Raw genomic sequence first — 19424 nt, 5'->3', positions numbered from 1 at the left:
GCGGAGTTCGGGCCGTCGCCGTCGCGCCGGCCATGTCGCCATTGCCTCGCGAGCGGAGCGGGGCAGGCTCCGTTCCCTTGCCGAAATCAGGCCCGGCGCGCGCCAGGGTTGTCCCGGCCGCGATCGAGTCTGTTCTCTAGCCTTCCAGGTAGGCTTCCGGCCGATCCTGATCCGCCGTTTGTCCGACGGAAAACGACTCCGCCGGCTCTCCCTCGCACCAGCGCCGCCACATAATACGCAGCGCCGCGCTCAGGCTCTGCGCCACCGTCTCCGGCTGGAACATCGGCGAAGCGAGACAGCGCGCGCGCAGACCCGAGCGTAGCCCGGCCAGCGTCGTCAGGTCCGCCGCCAGCGTCGCGCCGCGGTGCACGAAGTCGTCGGGGCTGTCGGCCACGAACTGCGTGAGCCCGGCATGGCTCATCGCCATCGCGCCGCTGCGGCCCGGCACCGTGCGGCCCGGCAGCGTCAACGTCGGCACGCCCATCCACAGCGATTGCAGCACCGTCGTCAGTCCGCTGAACGGGAAGGCGTCGAGGCAGATGTCGATCGCGTGATGCTGAGCCAGGAATTCGTGGACCGAGGCTCGCTCGCAGAACGTCAGCCGCTCGCGCGCGATGCCTTCCTCGTCGAACCATCCGGCGAGCGTGCTCGCGGCGCTGCCCGTGTTGGGGATGGCGCCGATCTGCAGCCGCGCGTCGGGCACCGCGCGCAGCAGGCGGGCCCACAGGCTCACCACCTCGCGGCGCAGCTTGTTGACGCGGTTGAAGCTGCCGAAGGTCACGTAGCCGTTGGCAAGCGCGGGCAACGCGTTGACCGGCGGCGCGTCGGGTTCCGACTGGAACGGCGCGACGGCGGGCAGGTAGGCGATCTGCTCGGCGAACTGCGCGCGAAACGCGTCCGAGGGCACCCAGAAGCGGTCGGCGATGAAATAGTCGACGGCGGTGAGACCCGTCGTGCCGGGGTAGCCGATCCAGCTCGCCTGAAGCGGCGCGGGCTTGCCCGCGAGCACGAGCAGACGGTTGTGGGCGGTGTGGCCAGAGAGGTCGATCAGGATGTCGATGCCGTCCGTGCGTACGAGTTCGGCCACGTCCGCGTCGGCGGCCCCGTAAATCTCGCGCCAGTGGCCGAAATGGCCGCGCAGCCGGACCGTCGTGCTGTCCCGGTGCGGCGTGCTCGAATAGGCGTACAGCGCCAGGCTTTCGTCGCGGGCCAGGTGGGTTAGCACGGGCTCGAGGAAATTGCTGACTGGATGACGGCACAGGTCGCCGGAGATGAAGCCCACGCGCAGCACCCGCTCCGGTTCCCGGCTGTTCGGGTGGCGCGGCCAGTTTTTTTTGCGCGGCGTTTCGAAGTGCGAACCGAAGCGGCGATGCTCGGCGAAGAGTTCGTCGGGGCTGACGGTTTCGTCGTGCTGCAGGCAGAGCATGAGGTTGCTCCACGTCGATTCGCCCTCGGGGCCCAGCTCGATCGCGCGCCGGAATTCTTTCGCGGCGACGGCGAGGCGGCCGATCCGCATGTGGAGCAGGGCCAGCGCGTTCCATGCCAGCACGGACTCGGGAGTCAGCTCGACGGCGCGCGTGCAGGCGAACTCGGCTTCCTCGAAGCGCCAGAGCGACATCAGCGCGATGCCGCGCAGGCGCTGCCCCTCGGCGTGATCGGGCACGAGTTCGACGAGCCGGCGGCCGGCTTCCTCGGCCTCGGCATGACGGCGCTTCGTTTCGAGCAGCGCGGTGAGCACCTGCAGCAGGTCGAGGTCGTCCGGCACCATGTCGCGCGCGCGCAGCAGATGGGCGAGCGTTTCGTCGCTGTAGCGGCCGAGACGGTACATCGAGAGGCCGAGGATTTTCCAGCCGATCGGGTGGTCCGGAAAATCCGTCGCGAGCTGGCGCGCGGTCTCCTCGGCTTCGGTCACGCGTCCCGTGTTGTAGAGGTTGAGCGCTTCCTGGCACTGCCGGGCCGACGGGGCGGTGTCTTTCGCGACGAGATCCCGGGTTGGCTCGGCCTGCGCCGCCGCGATCTCGAACGCTTCGGCGGGCTGCCCCGCGCACCAGCGCTGCCACATGGCGCGCAGGGCCTCGCCGACGCCGCGCGCGATCTCGTCGGGCCTGAACATGGGCGAATGCCGGCAGCGCTCGCGCATCGAGCTGCGCAGCGCGTCGAGCGCGGGCAGATCGCCGGCGAGGGCCGCGCCGCGGCGCACGAAGTCGTCGGCGTCGGTCGCCACGAACTGCGCGAGGCCAGCATGGCTCATCGCCGTCGCGCCGCTGCGGCCCGGCACTGTTTTGCCCGGCAGCGTCAGCGTCGGCACGCCCATCCACAGCGAATGGAGCGCCGTCGTCAGGCCGCCGAACGGGAACGTGTCGAGACAGAAGTCGACCTGATGGTGCTGCTGCAGGAACACGGGCGTCGCCGAACGCAGGCGGAAGTCGAGCCGTTCGCGGGCGATGCCTTCCGCGCCGAACCACCCGGCGAGCTTCGCCTCGCCGCTGCCGTCCTGGGGCATGGCGCCGATCAGCATGCGCGAACCCGGCACGGCGTGCATCAGCCGCGCCCATAGCGCAACCACGTCGCGGCGGATCTTGTCGAGCCGGTTGAAGCTGCCGAACGTCACGTAGCCCTTGCCGAGCGCCGGCAGCCGATTGATGGGCGGCGCGATCTGCTCGGGCAGGAACGGCGCCACGGCCGGCAGCCGGACGATCTTCTCCGTGAACTGGCGCGCGTACGTTTCGTCGGGCACCCAGAAGCGGTCGGCGAGGAAGTAGTCGACGCTTGCAAGGCCCGTGCTGCCGGGATAGCCGATCCAGCTCGCCTGAATCGGCGCGGGCTTGTAGGCGAGCAGCGTCAGGCGGTTTTCGGCGGTGTGGCCGGACAGGTCGATCAGGATGTCGATGCCGTCCGCGCGGATCTGGCGGACCGCTTCCTGGTCGCCGACCCTGAAAATGTTCCGCCAGCCCGCGAAATGCACGCGCATGCGCTCGGTGACGAAATCGGCGCTCGGCGTGCTCGAATAGGCGTAGAGCAGCAGTCCCGGCTGGCGGGCGAGGTGAGGCAGCACGGGTTCGAGGAAGTTCGCGACGGCGTGCCGGCGGAAGTCGGCCGAAACGAAGCCGATGCGCAGCGGCCGGCCGGCGTCCTTCGCGTTGGCGTGCGGGAGGCGATCGGCCTCGTGCAGGGCGTCGTAGTGCGCGCCGAAGCGGCGATGCTCGGCGGCGAGCTCGTCCGGGCTGACGTCCTCGCTGTGCGTGAGGCAGAAGAGGAGGTTGCTCCAGTTCAGGGCGTTGGCCGGGTCGAGTTCGAGCGCGCGGCGAAACTGGTGGGCCGCGTCCTGCAGGCGCCCGTACTGCAGGTACAACGAGCCGAGGCCGGCCGGCACCGAGGTCACGCGGGGCGCGAGTTCCCCGGCGCGCAGGAACGTCTGCTCGGCCTCGTCGAAGCGGCCCAGCGACAGCAGCATGACCGCCAGCAGCCGGACGCCTTCGGCATGGTTCGGGTTGACTTCGAGCAGTTGCCGGCAGGCCGTCTCGGCCTCCTTGTAGCGCAACTGGGCACCCAGCACGACCGCATTGATCTGCAGGACCTGGATGTCGCCCGGCGCCAGCTCGCGGGCGCGCTGGGCGTGGGCGAGCAGTTCGTCGTAGCGGCCCTGCTCGAACTGGGCGACGCTCAGGACTTTCCAGCCGGTCGGATTCGACGGAAAGCGCTTCACGAACGCGCGGGCCCGCTTTTCGGCGGTCTCGTATTGTTTGCTGTTGCACAGGTCGAGCAGCGTGCCGATTTCCTGTTTCGTCGGCGTGCCTTCGGGCGCCGCCGGCGCGCTGTCGGCTCGACCGGCGCCGTGGTTCTGCGGGGCGGCGGGCAGCGGCGGGTTGCCCGCCGGAGAAGGGGCGCGTCGGACCGAGACGCCGTCGGACGACATCGCGCTCATGATGCCGATCAGCTCGTTCACGCCGGGCCCTTGCATGCCGTGCTGCTGGCCCATCTCGAGCGCGATCCAGGCGGCCTTCAACTGGCCGGATTGCAGCAGCGCGTCGATGTAGTTGACCCAGAATTGGCCGTTGTGCGGGTTGACCCCGATGGCCGTTTCGAGATGCGGCAGCGCGGCTCTCGGCTGGCCGAGGCGGATCGCGACGACGCCGAAACGGTGGTTGGCCTCGGGGTGCTGGGGGTACTGCGCGAGCACGATCTGGTATTGGCGGCCCGCATCGGCGTAACGGCCGGCCGCGTCGAGCGCCAGCGCGTCGCGCATCGCGACGGCGGCCGCGCGGTGCCGTTGCAGCTCGGCGTCGCCGGGCTGCAGGGCCGCCGCGCGGCTCAACGGGGTCAGCGCGCCGGCCAGATCGCCGCGGCGAAGATGGCCTTGCGCCAGCGTTTTCCAGCCGATGGCCTCGTCGGGCAGCAGTTGCACCATCTGGCGCGCGAGGGCTTCGGCGTCGTCGTGCCGACCGCGCGCGCTCAGGACGTCCAGCGTCGCGGCGAACTCGCGCGCCAGCGCGGCCTGCTGCTCCCCGGATAGTGGGGCGGCTGGCGTAGGCGAGGGGGCCGGTGCTGCGGTGTGCGACATGAGGATGTCCTGGCGGGGCGCGAAGGGGCTTCGCGCCAGTCTAGGCCGCCGTCAGGACACCCGATCGGGCAAGCAAAGGCGGAATTGACAGGTAATTCGTCAATTCGTCAGGAAGCGGGGCGCCCCGGTCAGAAGCGTCCCGTTGCGCCGCGCAGATATTTGAGCGCCGCCGAGGAGCGCGCTTTCGCCGCCTGGAACTCCGCCGACAGCCCGGCCATGGCGACTTCGGCTTCCTTCGCGATGGTGCCGGTGACGGTGCGGATGCGCTCGATGTGCTCGAGCGACGCGGGCGTCTGGTTCCGGCTCAGCGACATCAGCAGCGGCGAGCGCTTGCGCGCGAGGCGCGCCGCGCCGCGCCAGTCCTGCATGTGCGTGGCGTGTTCCATGGCAAGCGTCAGCTCCAGCACCTGCTCGACGAGCTTTGCCTGCGCTGCGCTGGATTGCGTATCGCTCATTGCGCCGCTTCCCTGTTTCGTCCGGATTCGACCTGGCGATTACGAGGACGAGCTGTTCAGCGTCCCGCTGCTGTTGGCGCCGCCGAACAGTGCGGTCAGGTATTGCGACTCGTTGTTCGTCGTGGTCATCAGGTCGTTCAGCGAGGTGAACTCGTCCGTGTACTGCGACGTCAGTTGCTGGATGTACGTCTGCAGCGAGGTGGTCTGCGAGGTGACGCTCTGCAGGTTGGTGCTGATCGTGCTTTCGGTATCGTCGATGATGCCGCCCGACTGCGTGAACGACGTGATCTGCGCGTTCAACTGCTGGCCGATGCCGTTGGTCGAGTTGAACAGCGCCTCGACCTGCGCCGGGTCGCTCGTCACGGCGTTGTCGAGCGTAGTCGGGTCCGAAATCGTCAGCGTGCCGCTCGTCGGGTTCAGCGAAATGCCGAGCTGCGCGAGCGTGGCGGTGATGCCGCCGCTCGTGACCGACGAGCCGACGATGACGCCGAAGGTAGCCTGGATCTGGTTGACCATCGTGCTGCCGAGCAGCGGGCCGCCCTGCGAACCGGCCGCGCCGCTCGAATTGAACGAGGTCAGGCTGGCGACCGTGCTGATGACGGTGTTGTAGTCGGACACGAAGGTTTCGATGTCGCTTTCCATCGTGCTCGTGTTCGGCGCGACGGACAGCGTGTACGGCGTCGTGGTACTCGTCGACTGGCCGAGGGTCAGCGTGACGCCGCTCAGCACGCCCGAGACCGTGTTGCTCGAACTGCTGGCCGCGATGCCGTTGATCGTGAGCATGGCATCCTGGGCGGCCGTGTTTTGGGTCCAGGCGCCGCTCGTCGAGGTGATCGAAGAGGCGGTGCTGCTCGAGCCGGAACTGCTCGTGGCGCCCGCCGTCGACGTCACGCCGAGGTTGACGAGGGGCGAACTGCTGCTCGTGGTGTTGCTCACCGACACGTTGATGACGTTGCTCGCGCCCGTCTCGCTGGAGTCGAGCGAGAGGTACTCGGTGCCGTTCGAACCGGTGATGACCGACGCGGTGATGCCCGGATTGTCGCTCGACGAACGGATGGCCGAGGCGATGTCGGAGAGCGTGTCGTTGCTGGACGTGATGTCGAGCGACATCGACTGGCCGCCGACCGAGATCGTCAGCGTGCCGGTGCCCATGTCGGCGGCGTCCGACGACGAGAAGGCGCCCGAGGTCAGGCTCTGCGCCTGCGCGATCTGCGAAACGTCGACCGTGTAGGCGCCCGACGCCGCGCCCGTGCTGGCCGTGGCGGACAGGCCCGAACCGCTCACGGTCGCGTTGAACGTACTGGCGATGTCGCCGTTGAACAGCGGCGAGAGGCCGACCTGGAGCTGCGACAGGGCGGCCGAAAGTTGCCCGATGGCGGAGATCTGCGTGTCGTCGTTGGAGACTTCGGTCTCGAGCGCGGCCTGCTGGCCGGCCACCTTCGAGTCGACGAGCGCCGTCACGATGGTCGAGACGTCCATCGACGTATCGCCGGTGACGCCGCTGATCAGCGACTGCGACGCCTCCTGGAGGGCCGCCTGGGCGGCGGCCGACGCGGCCGCGGCAGCTTCCGCGGGCGTCGTGCTGGAAGTAGAGCCCGAAATAGTCGACACGACATGCTCCTTCTGGGTATCCGGGCCCGAGCATCTTGCAGCGGGGCCGCGCGGCAGCGCGACATCTCGGTATGGCGTGCGCGCCGGATCGAACTGCCTTGAATTGGGTCGAGGACTGAAAAGCCAGTCCGCTCGATAACAAAAGCGGACGAGCAGCGGGTGAAAAACCGACTGCTCGTCCGGGACTTACGCTACGTGCGCAAGTTTAGCGCCTGAATGATGACACTGCTGCGCCATTACTTATTACTGGAGCAGCTTCAGGATTTGCTGCGGTTGCGCGTTCGCCTGCGCCAGCACCGAGATACCGGCCTGTTGCAGCACCTGCGCCATGCTCAGGTTGGCCGTTTCGGACGCGAAGTCGGTATCCTGAATTTGCGACTGGGCGCTCGAGAGGTCGGTCGACTCGTCCTGCTGAGCCGTCGCGATGCTCGTGAAGCGGTTTTGCACGGCGCCGAGCGAAGCCTGCATGTTGTCGATCGACGCGAGCGCGTTGTCGACGATTTCCATGGCCAGGTTCGCACCGGCCGTGGTGCTGACATTGACGTCCGCAACCGAGGTCGGCGTGTTGTTGAGGTTGATCTGGCCGAGGGTCGACACCACGCCGGCAGCGTTGGCCGCGGTGGTCGGCGTAGTCGGGGTCGCGTCGCCGGCCGAGCCGCCGTCGAAGGTGCTCGTCGGCGTGTTGGCGAACCCGAGCGTCGTGGCATTCCCGTTGCCCGAGGTGCTGAACAGACCGCTGACGGCGCTTTGCGCAAGCTGGTTGCCGTTTTGATCGAAGAACAGCAGGCCGCCGTTGCCGTTCGATTCGACCGTGACCGACGTGATGACGTTGGCGGTGTCGGGCGTTGTTTCGTCGAGGCCCGTGGTCGGGTCGATGTTGATGCCGGAGATCTCGCCGAGCACCGTGCCGCTTTGCGTCGACGCCGTCGACGCGCTGATGGCGGCCGAAATGCCAGTCAGTTCGTCCGACTGCGTGAGGCCCGAACCGCTTACGACCTGGAGCTGCTCGACGCCGTTGGTCGTCGTGGTCGAGAAGAGCGCATTGGTGGCCGTCGACGACAGCACCTGGTTGTTCTGGTCGGTGAAGATGAAGCCGCCCGAACCGTTCGACAGGACGTTGACTTCCGTGATCGCGCCCGAGCCGCCCGACGTGTTGACCGTGCCGTTGCTGTTCAGGTCGAGACCCGTGAGCGTGCCGAGCGTGTTGCCGGCTTGCACGTAGCCGCCGCCGAGGCTGGCGGCCGACAGGCCTTGGCTCAGGTTGACGCTGACGGTCTGACCGACGTCCGCACCGACCTGAACGTTGATCTGACCGGCCGTGCCGTTCAGCAGGTTGATGCCGTTGTACGTGGTTTGCGAGGCGATCCGGTTCACTTCGCTGATCTGCTGCGACACTTCCTGCTGCAGGGCAGCCTGGTTGCTCGACGACAGCGTACCGCCGGCGGCTTCGTCGGCGAGCGAGCGGATCGTCTGCAGCGCGTTGGTGATTTGCGAGAGGGCCGTGCTGGCCGTCTCCACCATCGACACGGCATCGTTCGCGTTCGACACGCCCTGGTCCAGGCCGTTGACGGACGTTTGCAGGGTCGTCGCGATGGCGAGGCCGGCAGGATCGTCAGCGGCGCTGTTGATGCGCTTGCCCGACGAGAGTTGCGTAATCGCGCTCTGCAGGGCACTGCTCGAACCGTTCAGGTTCTCCTGGGCGATCAGCGACGAAATGTTACTGCTGATGGTTAGCATGAGATTCTCCGTAGAGGCGTTAGTCTTGATACATGGCCATGCTGGAATGGGCGGAAGCACTCTCATTGCTGGCCGCCTCAGTGAGGATGACGGCGCAGGCAAAAAAAACTTGAGTGGACTTTCTGTAAATCAATGTGGTGATTCGGATGATTGGCCGCCCGGACGAGCCCGCCGATGCCCGATGGGTAGATGAAGAAAGCGAACGGGTGAGGCCGGCGGGGATTGCCGGATGAATGGTTTTTGAAAGGTTTGGCCGGGTCCGGCCGCCTTTGCGGATACGGCGTATGCTTGTTCTCCCTTTGCGCCCAATTAATCGTGGAGCACGGCCATGGAACGACGCAGCATCGGTACTTCTTCGTTGCAGGTGGCGCCGCTGATGTTCGGCGGCAACGTATTCGGCTGGACCGCCGACGAGGCCACGTCTTTCTCGATCCTCGACGCGTTCGTCGGCGCCGGGCTCGATTTCGTCGATACCGCCGACGTCTATTCGGCCTGGGTGGACGGCAACCAGGGCGGCGAGTCGGAAACGATCATCGGCAAGTGGCTTGCCCGCAGCGGCAAGCGCGACCGGCTCGTCATCGCGACCAAGGTCGCGAAGGACCCGCGACGGCGCGGGCTGTCGGCGCGCAACATCGAGGCGGCCGTCGAGGATTCGCTGCGACGCTTGCAAACGGATTACATCGACGTCTACTTCTCGCACGAAGACGACCAGAGCGTGCCGCTAGAGGAGACGCTCGGGGCCTATCAGCGGCTGATCGAGGCCGGCAAGGTGCGCGTGATCGGCGCCTCCAACTACGGCGGCGCGCGCATCGAGGAGGCGCTCGCGGTGTCGCGCCAACACGGGCTGCCGTCCTATCAGATCCTTCAGCCCGAATACAACCTGTACGACCGCGTGCGCTACGAAGCCGAGATCGAGCCGGTCGCGCACGCGCAGCGCCTCGCCGTCGTTCCGTACTACAGCCTTGCGAGCGGCTTCCTGTCCGGCAAATACCGTTCGCGCGACGATCTGGCCAAAAGTGCACGCGGCAGCCGCGTCGAGAAGTATCTGAATCATCGTGGCGAGCGCATTCTCGCGGCGCTCGACCGCGTGGCCGCCGGGCACGGCGCCACGCAGGCGGCGGTGGCGCTGGCCTGGCTGATCGCGCGCCCGGGCATCACCGCGCCGATCGCAAGCGCCACTTCGGTCGCCCAGGTGGACAGCCTCGCGGCGGCCGTGCACCTGAAGCTGAGTCCGGCCGACGTCCAGGCGCTCGACGACGCGAGCGCGTGAGCCGCGGCGCACGCTGGCGGGAACGCAAGGTGCTGAGCAGAATCAGGAAAAGGTGGCCGACGGACACATTTCCTGATATAATCACGAGTTGAATTGAGATTTCCGCTGGTTTTGCCGTCTGCTTTTGACCTGTTCGGGGCGGTAAAGGATGAAGCGGGCTGTGTTGTGCGGGACTTGCTGGCCTAAAGTAGGTAAGGCAGAGGCAGGCGAGGGGTTGCTAGGCGCATCCCACCGCGTTCCGCGCGAGCTTCCCTCTCTTTTCCGGCCTCCGTGGCCGCCTTGCCTCTCGTCCCGCCGGCGTCGATTAGCCCGGCCGGAACGACCGGAGGGCCGGCGCGTGTGCGGCTTTACGCTCACGCCGTTAAACCGTATATCAAGCGATTGAATCAGGAATTACATGACGACGATTGTTCTGAAAGAAAACGAGCCGTTCGAAGTGGCGATCCGCCGCTTTCGTCGCGCCATCGAAAAAAACGGCCTGATCGCCGAGTTGCGTGAGCGTCAGGCTTATGAAAAGCCGACCGCCGTGCGCAAACGCAAGAAGGCTGCAGCCGTGAAGCGTCTGCACAAGCGCCTGCGCAGCCAGATGCTGCCGAAGAAGCTCCACTAAGCGCTTCTTTGCCTCTCCGCCGACGGCGGTGCGTGCCTTTTTGCGAGGCCGCACCGCCGTCGGCGTTTTTGCGTTCAGGGTTCGCTGCGCGCGTCGTGCCGCTCGCCTGCCGCGGCGCACTGTATGCGGCAGGGGCAGTCGCGCTCGTGGTCGTTGACCATGCCGATCGCCTGCATGAATGCATAGCAAATGGTGGAGCCGACGAACTTGCAGCCGTGCTTTTTCAATGCCTTGCCAAGCGCGTCCGAGATTTCGGTGGAAGCCGGCGCGTCGCGATACGAGGCCCAGTCGTTCTGGATGGGCGTGTCGCCGACGAACGACCAGACGAACGCGGCAAGCGAACCGTGTTCGGCGCGGATGCGCTGCACGGCGCGCGCGTTCGCGACGGCCGACGCGATCTTGCCGCGATTGCGGATGATGCCGGCGTCCTGCACGAGCGCGTCGATGCGCTCCGGCGCGAAGCACGCCACCGCGTCGACGTCGAATTGGGCGAAAGCCCGGCGGTAGGCCTCGCGTCTGTTCAGGATCGTGGACCACGACAGTCCGGCCTGCGCGCCTTCCAGCACGAGCATTTCGAATAGATGCCGGTCGTCGCGCGACGGCCGGCCCCACTCGGTGTCGTGATAGTGGGCGAGTGCGTCGGTCGTCGCCCAGTTGCAGCGGTGTGTCACGTTCGGTCTCCTGTGCGGACGGATCTGGCAGGCCACGTCAGCATAGCGGATCGCGCCGGCGTCACCACCCTGGCCTTCCGGACAGTTCTTTCGGCCAATTGCCGGGCGAGGGCCGGCCCGATAATCTTGACGGCACGATCCGTTTCACACGCCGGGCTCCCAGGCATTCCTCCGGCTACTACCCGGCTCATCACATGCGACATTCTTTTTATCTGATCGGCATCGACGGCGGCGGCAGCGGCACCCGCGTCGTGCTTGGCGACCCGCGCGGCGTCGAGCTGGCGCAGGCCACGGCCGGGCCATCCGGGCTCGGACTCGGCGTCGGGCGCGCGTGGCAGGCCATCCTGGACGGTTGCCGCTCGGTCTTCGCGAATGCCGGGCTCGTGTTCGATGCCGGACGCTGCGTGCTTGGATGCGGTCTCGCCGGCGTGAACAACCCGGACTGGCTCGCGGCATTTCGCGCCCAGGCTCCGCAGTTGGCGGGGCTGGCCATCGAGAGCGACGCCTACACGACGCTGCTCGGCGCGCATGGCGGCGAGCCGGGCCTCGTCGTCGCGCTCGGTACCGGCAGCATCGCGGCCGCGCTGGAGGCCGATGGCACGCTGCGCATCGCGGGCGGCTTCGGTTTTCCGTCGGGGGACGAGGCGAGCGGCGCCTGGCTCGGGCTGCGCGCCATCGTCCACGCGCAGCAGGCGCTCGACGCTCGCGAGCCTGTCGACGCCTTTGCGCGGGCGCTGCTCAAGCGCGTCGGCGCCACCGACCGGGAGAGTCTGATCGTCTGGCTTTGCGCCGCGGATCAGACCGCCTACGCCGAGCTCGCGCCCATCGTGCTCGCGCATCGCGACCATCCGCTTGCCGGGAGGTTGTTGACGCAGGCCGGCGAGGACATCGTGAAGATGATGCGTGCGCTCGATCCCGCCGGCGCGCTGCCGACCGCGCTATGCGGAGGACTGGGGCCGACTCTTTCCGAATGGGTGCTCGAGGTCGTGCGCGAACGGCTGCGCGTGCCGCTTGCCGATTCGGCGCACGGTGCGTTGAAGCTGGCGCAGCGGGAGGCGTTACGCAAAGGGATCGCCTTCCGCTGAGGCGGCGCGGGTTGATTCCTGGCCAAGGCTGTCGATAGCGGCGAGGTGACTGCCGTTAAAGTGCCGCCGTGCGTCCTCTTCGCCTTCCACCGTTACGCCCTCCATCGTTAGCAGGGGCGAGTTGAATCGTCGGCCGAGGCTGGGGCCGGGACGCCCGTCGAGCCTTTCATGCTCACGCGAAAACGCGCGGTTTGCTGCCGTCGCTCGCGGCATGAGGCAGGCGAGCCGCACACGCAGGCGTTTCAACGCAGCGGATCATCCTGATTCCCATATGGGCCGCCGGGCTATTCATTCTTGTTTTGCCAGCGGGTACGACCACGAAATCGGGGCGCCGCGCGCACGGGCGCCCCGATTTCCCCCCCCCAGATTCCCGATTGCCGCAGCGGCGCAAGCGCCTCTGCGGCCAAACCTTAACGTCGTCGGCCAGCTACCAGCGGATATACGATGCCGGCGATCGTGGCGCCGAGGATCGGCGCGACCCAGAACAGCCAAAGCTGCGAGAGCGCCGCGCCGCCGACGAACAGCGCCGGGCCCGTCGAGCGCGCCGGGTTGACCGACGTGTTCGTCACCGGAATCGAGATCAGGTGGATCAGCGTGAGGCACAGGCCGATGGCGATCGGCGCGAAGCCGGCGGGTGCGCGCGCATCGGTGGCGCCGAGGATGACGAACAGGAAGAAGGCCGTCATCACCGTCTCGCAGATGAAGGCCGCCTGCATCGAGTAGTGCCCCGGCGAGTGGTCGCCGTAGCCGTTGGTCGCGAAGCCGTTCGAGACCACGTCGAAACCGGGCTTGCCGGTCGCGATGAGGTAGAGCAAAAGCGCGCCGAGCGCGCCGCCGACGACCTGGGCTACGATGTACGGCACGAGGTCGCGCGCCGGGAACCGCCCCGCGACGGTCAGGCCGACGCTGACCGCCGGATTCAGGTGGCATCCGGAAATGTGGCCGATGGCGAAGGCCATCGTGAGCACGGTCAGGCCGAACGCGAACGCGACGCCGACGAAGCCGATGCCGAGCCCCTGAACGGGGCCGGCGAAACTGGCCGCGATGACCGCGCTGCCGCAGCCGCCGAGCACCAGCCAGGCGGTGCCGAATAGTTCGGCAGCAAGTCGTTTGGATAAGTGCATCGTGAATACCTCGCGAAATCGATTTGAGGGAGCGGCAATAATACCGTCTCTGTTCCCGGGGGAATTTGAAAATCGGGCGAATTGATCCGCGTAAGTGTCAACGATTGCAAATTCCTCGCGTATTGATTCCGCATTTTTCCCGATTACCCGTCCGGATTTACTGCCTGGCGACACGATAAATCGCCGCCATGCTGGCTAAAGTCGTATTGACGTCCGTATTGCTGTTTATTGCTAATTCCGTTATTTACGTCTAATCTGCCGTTCGAGTCGCATCTACCAGGAATGAAGGGAGAATTGAAATGTCGCAATACTCGGAGCTCAAGGCGCAGATTGCCCGCCTGCAGGAGCAGGCCGAAGATGCGCGCCGCAACGAGGTTGCGGAGGTGATCGCGTCGATTCGGCAGAGGATTGCCGAATACGGTCTCAGTGCCGAAGATCTCGGTTTCGCCGCGGCGGCGAAACGGGGCCGTCCGCCGAAGAAGGCGCCCTTGCCGCCGCGTTACCAGGACCCGAAAACGGGCGCGACGTGGAGCGGCCGCGGCAAGCCGCCGAAATGGATTGCCGGCAAAAATCGGGAACGTTTTCTGATCGGCTGATGCGCCGGTTCGGCAAGTCGTTGGCCATCCCGCCGCCCGCGCGGGTTTGTCGCTGTTATTCGTCGTTATCCGCTGCTATCCCTTCCTTATTCGGGATCGCATAAAAAAACGCCGCATGTTCAATGCGGCGTTTTCATGAAACACGGAAGAAAAAACGTCAGCCGCCGGCGGCGACGCGGCGCAGCACCGGACGCTGTGCCGTCTCGATCAGCGTCGTATAGCTGTTCAGATAATTGCGCGCCATCGCGATCGAACTGAAGCGCTGTTCGAACTGCGCGCGAATCGCTTCGCGCGAGAGCGAATCGATGTTCTGCAGCGCGGCCACGGCGCCCTGCACGTCCTCGACGATGTAGCCCGTCAGCCCGTGGTCGATCACCTCCGGCACCGAGCCGCGGTTGAACGCGACGACAGGCGTGCCGCAGGCCATCGATTCGATCATGACGAGGCCGAACGGCTCCGACCAGTCGATCGGGAAGAGCAGCGCCTTCGCGCCCGAGAGGAACGCGGGCTTCTGCGTCTCGTCGATCTCGCCGATGAATTCCACGTGCGCCTGCGAGAGCAGCGGCTCGATCTGCGTCTTGAAGTATTCCTGGTCCACCTTGTCGACCTTGGCCGCGATCTTGAGCGGCAGGCCGCTTTGCGCGGCGATCTTGATGGCCGTGTCGACGCGCTTTTCCGGGCAGATGCGGCCGAGGAACGCCAGGTACTCGGGTTTGCGGTCGGTCTGCGGCGTCAGGAGCCGCTCGGGCAGCCCGTGATAGATCGTGCTGAGCCAGTTCGCCTGCGGCAGCGGCAGGCGCTGCGAATCGGAAATCGACACGACGGGCACGTCGGGGAACGAGTCGAACACGGGCTGTAGCTCGGGCAGGTCGAGACGGCCGTGCAGCGTCGTGACGAACGGCGTGTCGAGCGTCGAGAAGAGCGGGAACGGCAGATAGTCGAGGTGAAAGTGCAGCACGTCGAACTCGTGCGCGATGCTGCGCACGCGCTCGAGCAGCAGCACGTGCGGCGCGAGCGCATCGCGGATCGTCGGGTCGAGGCGCAGCGCGCGCGGCCACGCGGCTTCGAGCTTCGCCGACGTCACCGAATCGCCGCTCGCGAACAGCGTCACGTCATGGCCGAGTTCGACCAGCGCTTCGGTCAGATAGGACACGACGCGCTCGGTGCCGCCGTAGAGTTTGGGCGGCACGGCTTCGTACAGCGGCGCGATTTGGGCGATTCGCATCAGTCGATCTCCTTGCTTGAGTCTGGCTGCGTGCCTGACAGACGGCACGCAGCGGTGCATCGGGTTATCCCTAGGTCCCATTATCGACTACTGGGGGGACGATTCGAGTTATTTTGCAAACACTTAATGTTGTTACAGCGCGAAATACGCACTGTAGCAGGATGCATAAAAACGCTACAGCGAAGCCCGCGCGCAGCCCATGAAGCCGGTCGCGAGCCGGTACTTTTTCCCTTCCCCGGCCCTCTCCATTTCCGCCAAATATGCTCTGTAGGAGAAATTCCTACAGAAAGTCTGGTTTTCTTCTCTCTAAAGAAGAAGGCTTCCATCCAATTTCCGGCCGCAAATTCGTTGGACACAATCGGGCCGGGACCATAGACGGGACGCGATGAAGACCTGTCTTCCAGCAAAAGATGGACCGTCGTGAAACGGGCAGGCAAACGTTTTCTCGACAGGGCCGACCAGCCAGCATTGAGTTTCGGGGAAAATCCATGAGCGCGACTACGTCGAGCGACATGCTCAGCGAGATCAGGGAAGTCAACCTGTCGTACCTGCTGCTCGCGCAACGCCTGCTGCGCGAGGACAAGTCGAGGGGCATGTTCCGCATGGGGCTTTCCGAGCAACTGGCCGACGTGCTGGTCAATCTCTCTGACGCGCAGACCACGCGCCTTGCCGCGTCGAACCAGATGCTCTGCCGTTTCCGCTTCGACGACCACGCCATCCTCGGCTCGCTCGCCGACAAGGGCAAGCCGGCCGAAGTCGCGGCGGCCGAAGCGGCCGTTCTGATGGCGAGCCAGCCCGCCGCACAGATCGGCTGATCCCGTAATCCTTTCCGATTTCGTCGTTTCCTTTCGCCGCGCTTGCGCCGGGGCGCCGCAGGCGGGTCCGCCCCGGGCCGCCGCCGTGCGCCGGTTCCTCGGGCCCCATTTCGGACCTCATTCGTGCCGGCCGGCGGCGCCGTTGTCGCAGCCGGGCGGAAACGCCCGCGGGGCGGCCGTCCGAACCGCGCCGGCGCGTCTGCCGCAAGCCCGACACGAAACCCAAAGTTTTCCGCGGCCATGCCGTAAACCGAGTAAACGGCGCGGGTCGAAGGCGGTCCGCTGCACTCTCTTGTGAGGATCCGGCTGTGCTGATTTTCGTGGGAATACTCGTTACGCTGGCCTCCGTTTTCGGCGGCTACGCGTTGGGGGGCGGCCATCTCGCAGCGCTCGTGCAGCCGGTCGAAATCCTGATGATCGCCGGCGCGGGGATCGGCTCGTTCGTCCTCGGCAACGGCATCAAGACCATCAAGGCGACCGTCCGCGTCATCCCGACCCTTTTCAAGGGCGCGAAGTACAACAAGGACGTCTACATGGAGCTGATGGCTCTCCTGTACGTGCTGCTGGCGAAGGCGCGCAAGGAAGGCACGCTCACGCTCGAAGCCGACATCGACGATCCGCAGAAGAGCCCGATCTTCACCCAGTATCCCAAGATCCTCGCCGACCGCGAGATCATCGAATTCCTGACCGACTACCTGCGGCTCATGGTCGGCGGCAACATGAACGCTTTCGAAATCGAAAGCCTGATGGACGAGGAAATCGAGACCCATCACGCGGAAGGCGAGGCGCCGGCCAACGCGCTCGCGAAAACGGGCGACGCGATGCCGGCCTTCGGCATCGTCGCGGCCGTGATGGGCGTCGTGCACACGATGGCCTCGGCCGACAAGCCGCCCGCCGTGCTCGGCGAGATGATCGCCCAGGCGCTCGTCGGCACGTTCCTCGGCATCCTGCTTTCGTACGGTCTCATCGGTCCGCTGGCCAGCCTCGCCGAACAGCGCGTGACCGAGGCGACCAAGATGTTCCAGTGCATCAAGGTGACGATACTCGCGAGTCTGAACGGCTATGCGCCGGCGATCGCGGTCGAGTTCGGCCGTAAGGTGCTGTTCTCGACCGAGCGTCCGTCGTTTTCCGAGCTCGAAGAGCACGTGCGCCGCGTAAGGGCGAAGTGACGCGGCATGCGAGGAGACGGCGGATGAGTACCAACGAGAAGGAGCGCGCGATCGTCGTGCGGCGCGTCGCGCCGGCGAGGAAGGGGCATCACGGCGGCGCATGGAAGCTTGCCTACGCGGACTTCATGACCGCGATGATGGCGTTCTTCCTGCTGATGTGGCTGCTCAGTTCGGTTTCGCCGCCGCAACTGCACGGCATCGCAAAGTATTTCCAGCAGCCGCTGCGCATCACGCTGTGGGGCGGCCAGCGCAGCGCCGAGGATTCGAGCATCGTGCGCGGCGGCGGCCGCGACGTGTCGACGACCCAGCAGGGCGTGACCCACCGCGCCGACACGGCGGAGGCGCGCAATTCGGAGATCGCACCGGTCCGGAACCAGATCATGCGGCAGCAGGTGCACGCCGAGCAGGACGCCCAGGAGCAGGCGCGGCTGCACGAATTGCAGATCCGGCTGATGGACGCGATCGAGGCGAACCCGGTGCTGCGCCAGTTCAAGCAGCAGATCCGCATCGAGTCGACGCTCACGGGTCTGCGCATCGAGATCGTCGATTCGCAGAAGCGGCCGATGTTCGCGACCGCGAGCGACCAGGTGGAGCCGTACATGCGCGACATCCTGCGCGCGATCGGCCAGATGCTGAACGACGTGCCGAACCACATCGTGGTGCAGGGGCATACCGACGCCGTGCCGTATGCCGGCGGCGAGAAGGGCTACAGCAACTGGGAGCTTTCGTCGGACCGCGCGAACGCCTCGCGCCGCGAGCTGATCGCGGGCGGCATGGACGAAAGCAAGGTGCTGCGCGTGATCGGCCTCGCGTCGTCGGAGAACCTGGACAAGGCCAACCCGCTCGCGCCGGAGAACCGCCGCATCAGCATCATCGTGCTGAACCACCGCTCGGAAGCGGCGCTGATGCACGACGACACGACGGCGACGACGATTTCCGACGACGCGGCCGGCGCCCAGTCGCTGCTGCCGGGCGTCGCGCCCGCGTCGCCGGCCGTGGCGCCGCCCGCCGAAGGCGCCGCGCCGGCGGCGGCGCCGTGAGCGGCGGCAGGACGAGAGGGGCAGGCGGGACAAGCGGGACAAGCGGGAGCGATGGCATCGGTGACGATGGCGTAGCAGGCGGGAACGACGGCATGAGAGGAGCAGCGTGACGGGTCGCGCGGCAAAAAGGGCAGGCGAAGCAGGAACCGGCGAGCGGCACGCGAGCGAGGATCGGATGATTACGAATATTCTGGCGATAGATGATTCGGCGTCGATGCGGGAAATCCTGCAGGCGACGCTGACGGCCGCCGGCTACGGCGTCACGCTGGCGAAGGACGGCGACGAGGGGCTGGAGCACGCGCTTGCGCAGCACTTCGACCTGGTGCTGACCGACCAGTACATGCCGCACATGAGCGGGCTCGACCTGATCCGGCGGCTGCGCGCGAATCCGGCCTACGCGGCGACGCCGATTCTCGTGCTCACGACCGAATCGGACGAAACGTTCAAGGCGGCGGTGCGCGAGGCGGGCGCCACCGGCTGGATCGAAAAGCCGGTCGATCCGGATTTGCTGGTCGACCTGGTGGGCTCGCTCGGCGAGACGGCGGCGCCGTCCGCGAACCCGTGACGCGGCCGCAGGCGCACGATGCTTCCCACCCCTGATATTTCGCGGTGACCCAGGCATGACACTCGACATTACCCAGTTCTACCAGACGTTTTTCGACGAAGCGGACGAATTGCTCGCCCAGATGGAGCAGCTTCTGCTGAATCTCGACGTCGGCCGCCCCGATCCCGAGGATCTGGCGGCGATCTTCCGCGCCGCGCACTCGATCAAGGGCGGCGCGGCGACGTTCGGGTTCACCGCGCTCACCGAAACCACGCACATTCTCGAATCGCTGCTCGATCGCGCGCGCAACAACGAACTCGTGCTGCGCAAGGACATGATCGACACGTTCCTCGAAACCAAGGACGTGCTCTCCGGACAGCTCTCGGCCTACCGCGCGAGCGCCGAGCCCGACGCCGAAGCCACCGCGGCGATCTGCGCGAAGCTCGAGCGGCTGTACGCGGAAAGCCGCGGTTTGCCGGTCGAGGAAAAGCCGGCGCCCGGGGCCGCCGCCGCGCCCGCTTCGGCGGCCCCGGTGTCCGGCGCGCCGGAGCACGTCGTCGACGAGGCGATCGGCGCGCACGACCAGGGCGGAACGTCGGCCGGGGACGCGGCCGGCGGCGGCCATCTGCGCATCGTGCTGCGCGGCGTCGGCGAGGCCGACGAGGCGCTGCTGCTCGAGGAGCTCGGCAACCTGGGCCACGTCGTCGAGCAGGCGAAGAACGGCAACGATCTCACCGTCTATCTCGACACCGACGTGCCGTCCGGCGACATCATCGCGGTGTGCTGCTTCGTGATCGACGAGAGCCAGATCACGGTGGACCGGGCCGGCGCCGCGCCGGCCGCCGCCGAGCCGGCCGCGCCCGCAAGCGTCGCGCCGGCGGCGAACGCCGCGCCCGCGCCTGTCGCGCCGC

16 protein-coding genes are annotated in these 19424 nt (G+C 66.7%); 9 read left to right on the top strand and 7 right to left on the bottom strand.

Annotated elements, in window-relative coordinates:
- Positions 1 to 136 precede the first annotated feature (136 nt).
- From CY652_RS12765 to CY652_RS12750, 4 genes are all read right to left on the bottom strand, one after another.
- Complete coding sequence (locus tag CY652_RS12765) at positions 137 to 4561, bottom strand: O-linked N-acetylglucosamine transferase family protein (RefSeq protein WP_102131087.1); 4425 nt, start codon at positions 4559 to 4561, stop codon at positions 137 to 139.
- A gap of 128 nt (positions 4562 to 4689) precedes the next feature.
- The gene (locus tag CY652_RS12760) at positions 4690 to 5016 is read right to left on the bottom strand and encodes a flagellar protein FliT (RefSeq protein ID WP_102131086.1); all 327 of its coding nucleotides are present in this window, start codon (positions 5014 to 5016) and stop codon (positions 4690 to 4692) included.
- Between the two features lie 39 nt (positions 5017 to 5055).
- A complete protein-coding gene (fliD, locus tag CY652_RS12755) occupies positions 5056 to 6627 on the bottom strand; it encodes a flagellar filament capping protein FliD (RefSeq protein WP_102131085.1) in 1572 nt (523 codons plus the stop codon).
- 243 nt (positions 6628 to 6870) lie between these two features.
- Positions 6871 to 8364 (bottom strand): flagellin N-terminal helical domain-containing protein, encoded by a 1494-nt coding sequence (locus tag CY652_RS12750; RefSeq protein ID WP_102131084.1) that lies wholly within the window; start codon positions 8362 to 8364, stop codon positions 6871 to 6873.
- 328 nt (positions 8365 to 8692) lie between these two features.
- Here CY652_RS12750 and CY652_RS12745 point away from each other — a divergent pair, with 328 nt between their 5' ends.
- Together CY652_RS12745 and rpsU are read left to right on the top strand one after the other, a co-directional pair.
- Entirely contained in the window at positions 8693 to 9634 is a 942-nt protein-coding gene (locus CY652_RS12745; protein ID WP_102131083.1) for an aldo/keto reductase, read from the top strand.
- 397 nt (positions 9635 to 10031) lie between these two features.
- Positions 10032 to 10244, top strand: coding sequence for a 30S ribosomal protein S21 (gene rpsU, locus CY652_RS12740; protein WP_102131082.1), 213 nt, complete (start codon positions 10032 to 10034; stop codon positions 10242 to 10244).
- 74 nt (positions 10245 to 10318) lie between these two features.
- Here the strand turns inward: rpsU and CY652_RS12735 are convergent, their stop codons facing one another.
- Entirely contained in the window at positions 10319 to 10915 is a 597-nt protein-coding gene (locus tag CY652_RS12735) for a DNA-3-methyladenine glycosylase I (RefSeq protein ID WP_102131081.1), read from the bottom strand.
- 194 nt (positions 10916 to 11109) lie between these two features.
- On the opposite strand from CY652_RS12735, the gene CY652_RS12730 reads away from it, so the two are divergent.
- Entirely contained in the window at positions 11110 to 12000 is an 891-nt protein-coding gene (locus tag CY652_RS12730; protein WP_102131080.1) for a BadF/BadG/BcrA/BcrD ATPase family protein, read from the top strand.
- Positions 12001 to 12410: 410 nt separating this feature from the next.
- Here the strand turns inward: CY652_RS12730 and aqpZ are convergent, their stop codons facing one another.
- Positions 12411 to 13124: an aquaporin Z gene (gene aqpZ, locus CY652_RS12725; protein ID WP_102131079.1), complete on the bottom strand. Its 714-nt coding sequence runs from the start codon at positions 13122 to 13124 to the stop codon at positions 12411 to 12413.
- 299 nt (positions 13125 to 13423) lie between these two features.
- On the opposite strand from aqpZ, the gene CY652_RS12720 reads away from it, so the two are divergent.
- Complete coding sequence (locus CY652_RS12720; protein ID WP_102131078.1) at positions 13424 to 13720, top strand: H-NS histone family protein; 297 nt, start codon at positions 13424 to 13426, stop codon at positions 13718 to 13720.
- A gap of 157 nt (positions 13721 to 13877) precedes the next feature.
- On the opposite strand, the gene CY652_RS12715 is transcribed toward CY652_RS12720, so the two are convergent.
- The gene (locus CY652_RS12715; protein WP_102131077.1) at positions 13878 to 14945 is read right to left on the bottom strand and encodes a glycosyltransferase family 4 protein; all 1068 of its coding nucleotides are present in this window, start codon (positions 14943 to 14945) and stop codon (positions 13878 to 13880) included.
- Between the two features lie 488 nt (positions 14946 to 15433).
- Here CY652_RS12715 and flhD point away from each other — a divergent pair, with 488 nt between their 5' ends.
- The 5 genes from flhD to CY652_RS12690 form a co-directional block, all read left to right on the top strand.
- Positions 15434 to 15760, top strand: coding sequence for a flagellar transcriptional regulator FlhD (gene flhD, locus CY652_RS12710; RefSeq protein ID WP_258002294.1), 327 nt, complete (start codon positions 15434 to 15436; stop codon positions 15758 to 15760).
- 308 nt (positions 15761 to 16068) lie between these two features.
- Complete coding sequence (gene motA / locus CY652_RS12705) at positions 16069 to 16929, top strand: flagellar motor stator protein MotA (protein WP_102131075.1); 861 nt, start codon at positions 16069 to 16071, stop codon at positions 16927 to 16929.
- Between the two features lie 23 nt (positions 16930 to 16952).
- Positions 16953 to 17969: a flagellar motor protein MotB gene (gene motB, locus CY652_RS12700; RefSeq protein WP_102131074.1), complete on the top strand. Its 1017-nt coding sequence runs from the start codon at positions 16953 to 16955 to the stop codon at positions 17967 to 17969.
- Positions 17970 to 18144: 175 nt separating this feature from the next.
- A complete protein-coding gene (locus tag CY652_RS12695; RefSeq protein ID WP_102131073.1) occupies positions 18145 to 18534 on the top strand; it encodes a response regulator in 390 nt (129 codons plus the stop codon).
- A 55-nt stretch (positions 18535 to 18589) separates the two neighbouring features.
- A partial coding sequence (locus CY652_RS12690) for an Hpt domain-containing protein (protein WP_180970561.1) occupies positions 18590 to 19424 on the top strand: 835 nt, incomplete at its 3' end.

The organism is Burkholderia sp. WAC0059 (assembly GCF_002870125.1).
Classification (GTDB): Bacteria; Pseudomonadota; Gammaproteobacteria; order Burkholderiales; family Burkholderiaceae; genus Paraburkholderia.
This window is presented reverse-complemented; position numbering and strand designations above follow the sequence as displayed.

Bases quoted from the DNA above. Each gene is read 5' to 3' on its own strand.
- CY652_RS12760 (WP_102131086.1), bottom strand. From the start codon at position 5,016: ATGAGCGATACGCAATCCAGCGCAGCGCAGGCAAAGCTCGTCGAGCAG.
- CY652_RS12715 (WP_102131077.1), bottom strand. From the start codon at position 14,945: ATGCGAATCGCCCAAATCGCGCCGCTGTACGAAGCCGTGCCGCCCAAA.
- aqpZ (WP_102131079.1), bottom strand. From the start codon at position 13,124: ATGCACTTATCCAAACGACTTGCTGCCGAACTATTCGGCACCGCCTGG.
- flhD (WP_258002294.1), top strand. From the start codon at position 15,434: ATGAGCGCGACTACGTCGAGCGACATGCTCAGCGAGATCAGGGAAGTC.
- CY652_RS12745 (WP_102131083.1), top strand. From the start codon at position 8,693: ATGGAACGACGCAGCATCGGTACTTCTTCGTTGCAGGTGGCGCCGCTG.
- CY652_RS12695 (WP_102131073.1), top strand. From the start codon at position 18,145: ATGATTACGAATATTCTGGCGATAGATGATTCGGCGTCGATGCGGGAA.
- CY652_RS12750 (WP_102131084.1), bottom strand. From the start codon at position 8,364: ATGCTAACCATCAGCAGTAACATTTCGTCGCTGATCGCCCAGGAGAAC.
- rpsU (WP_102131082.1), top strand. From the start codon at position 10,032: ATGACGACGATTGTTCTGAAAGAAAACGAGCCGTTCGAAGTGGCGATC.
- CY652_RS12765 (WP_102131087.1), bottom strand. From the start codon at position 4,561: ATGTCGCACACCGCAGCACCGGCCCCCTCGCCTACGCCAGCCGCCCCA.
- motB (WP_102131074.1), top strand. From the start codon at position 16,953: ATGAGTACCAACGAGAAGGAGCGCGCGATCGTCGTGCGGCGCGTCGCG.
- CY652_RS12720 (WP_102131078.1), top strand. From the start codon at position 13,424: ATGTCGCAATACTCGGAGCTCAAGGCGCAGATTGCCCGCCTGCAGGAG.
- CY652_RS12730 (WP_102131080.1), top strand. From the start codon at position 11,110: ATGCGACATTCTTTTTATCTGATCGGCATCGACGGCGGCGGCAGCGGC.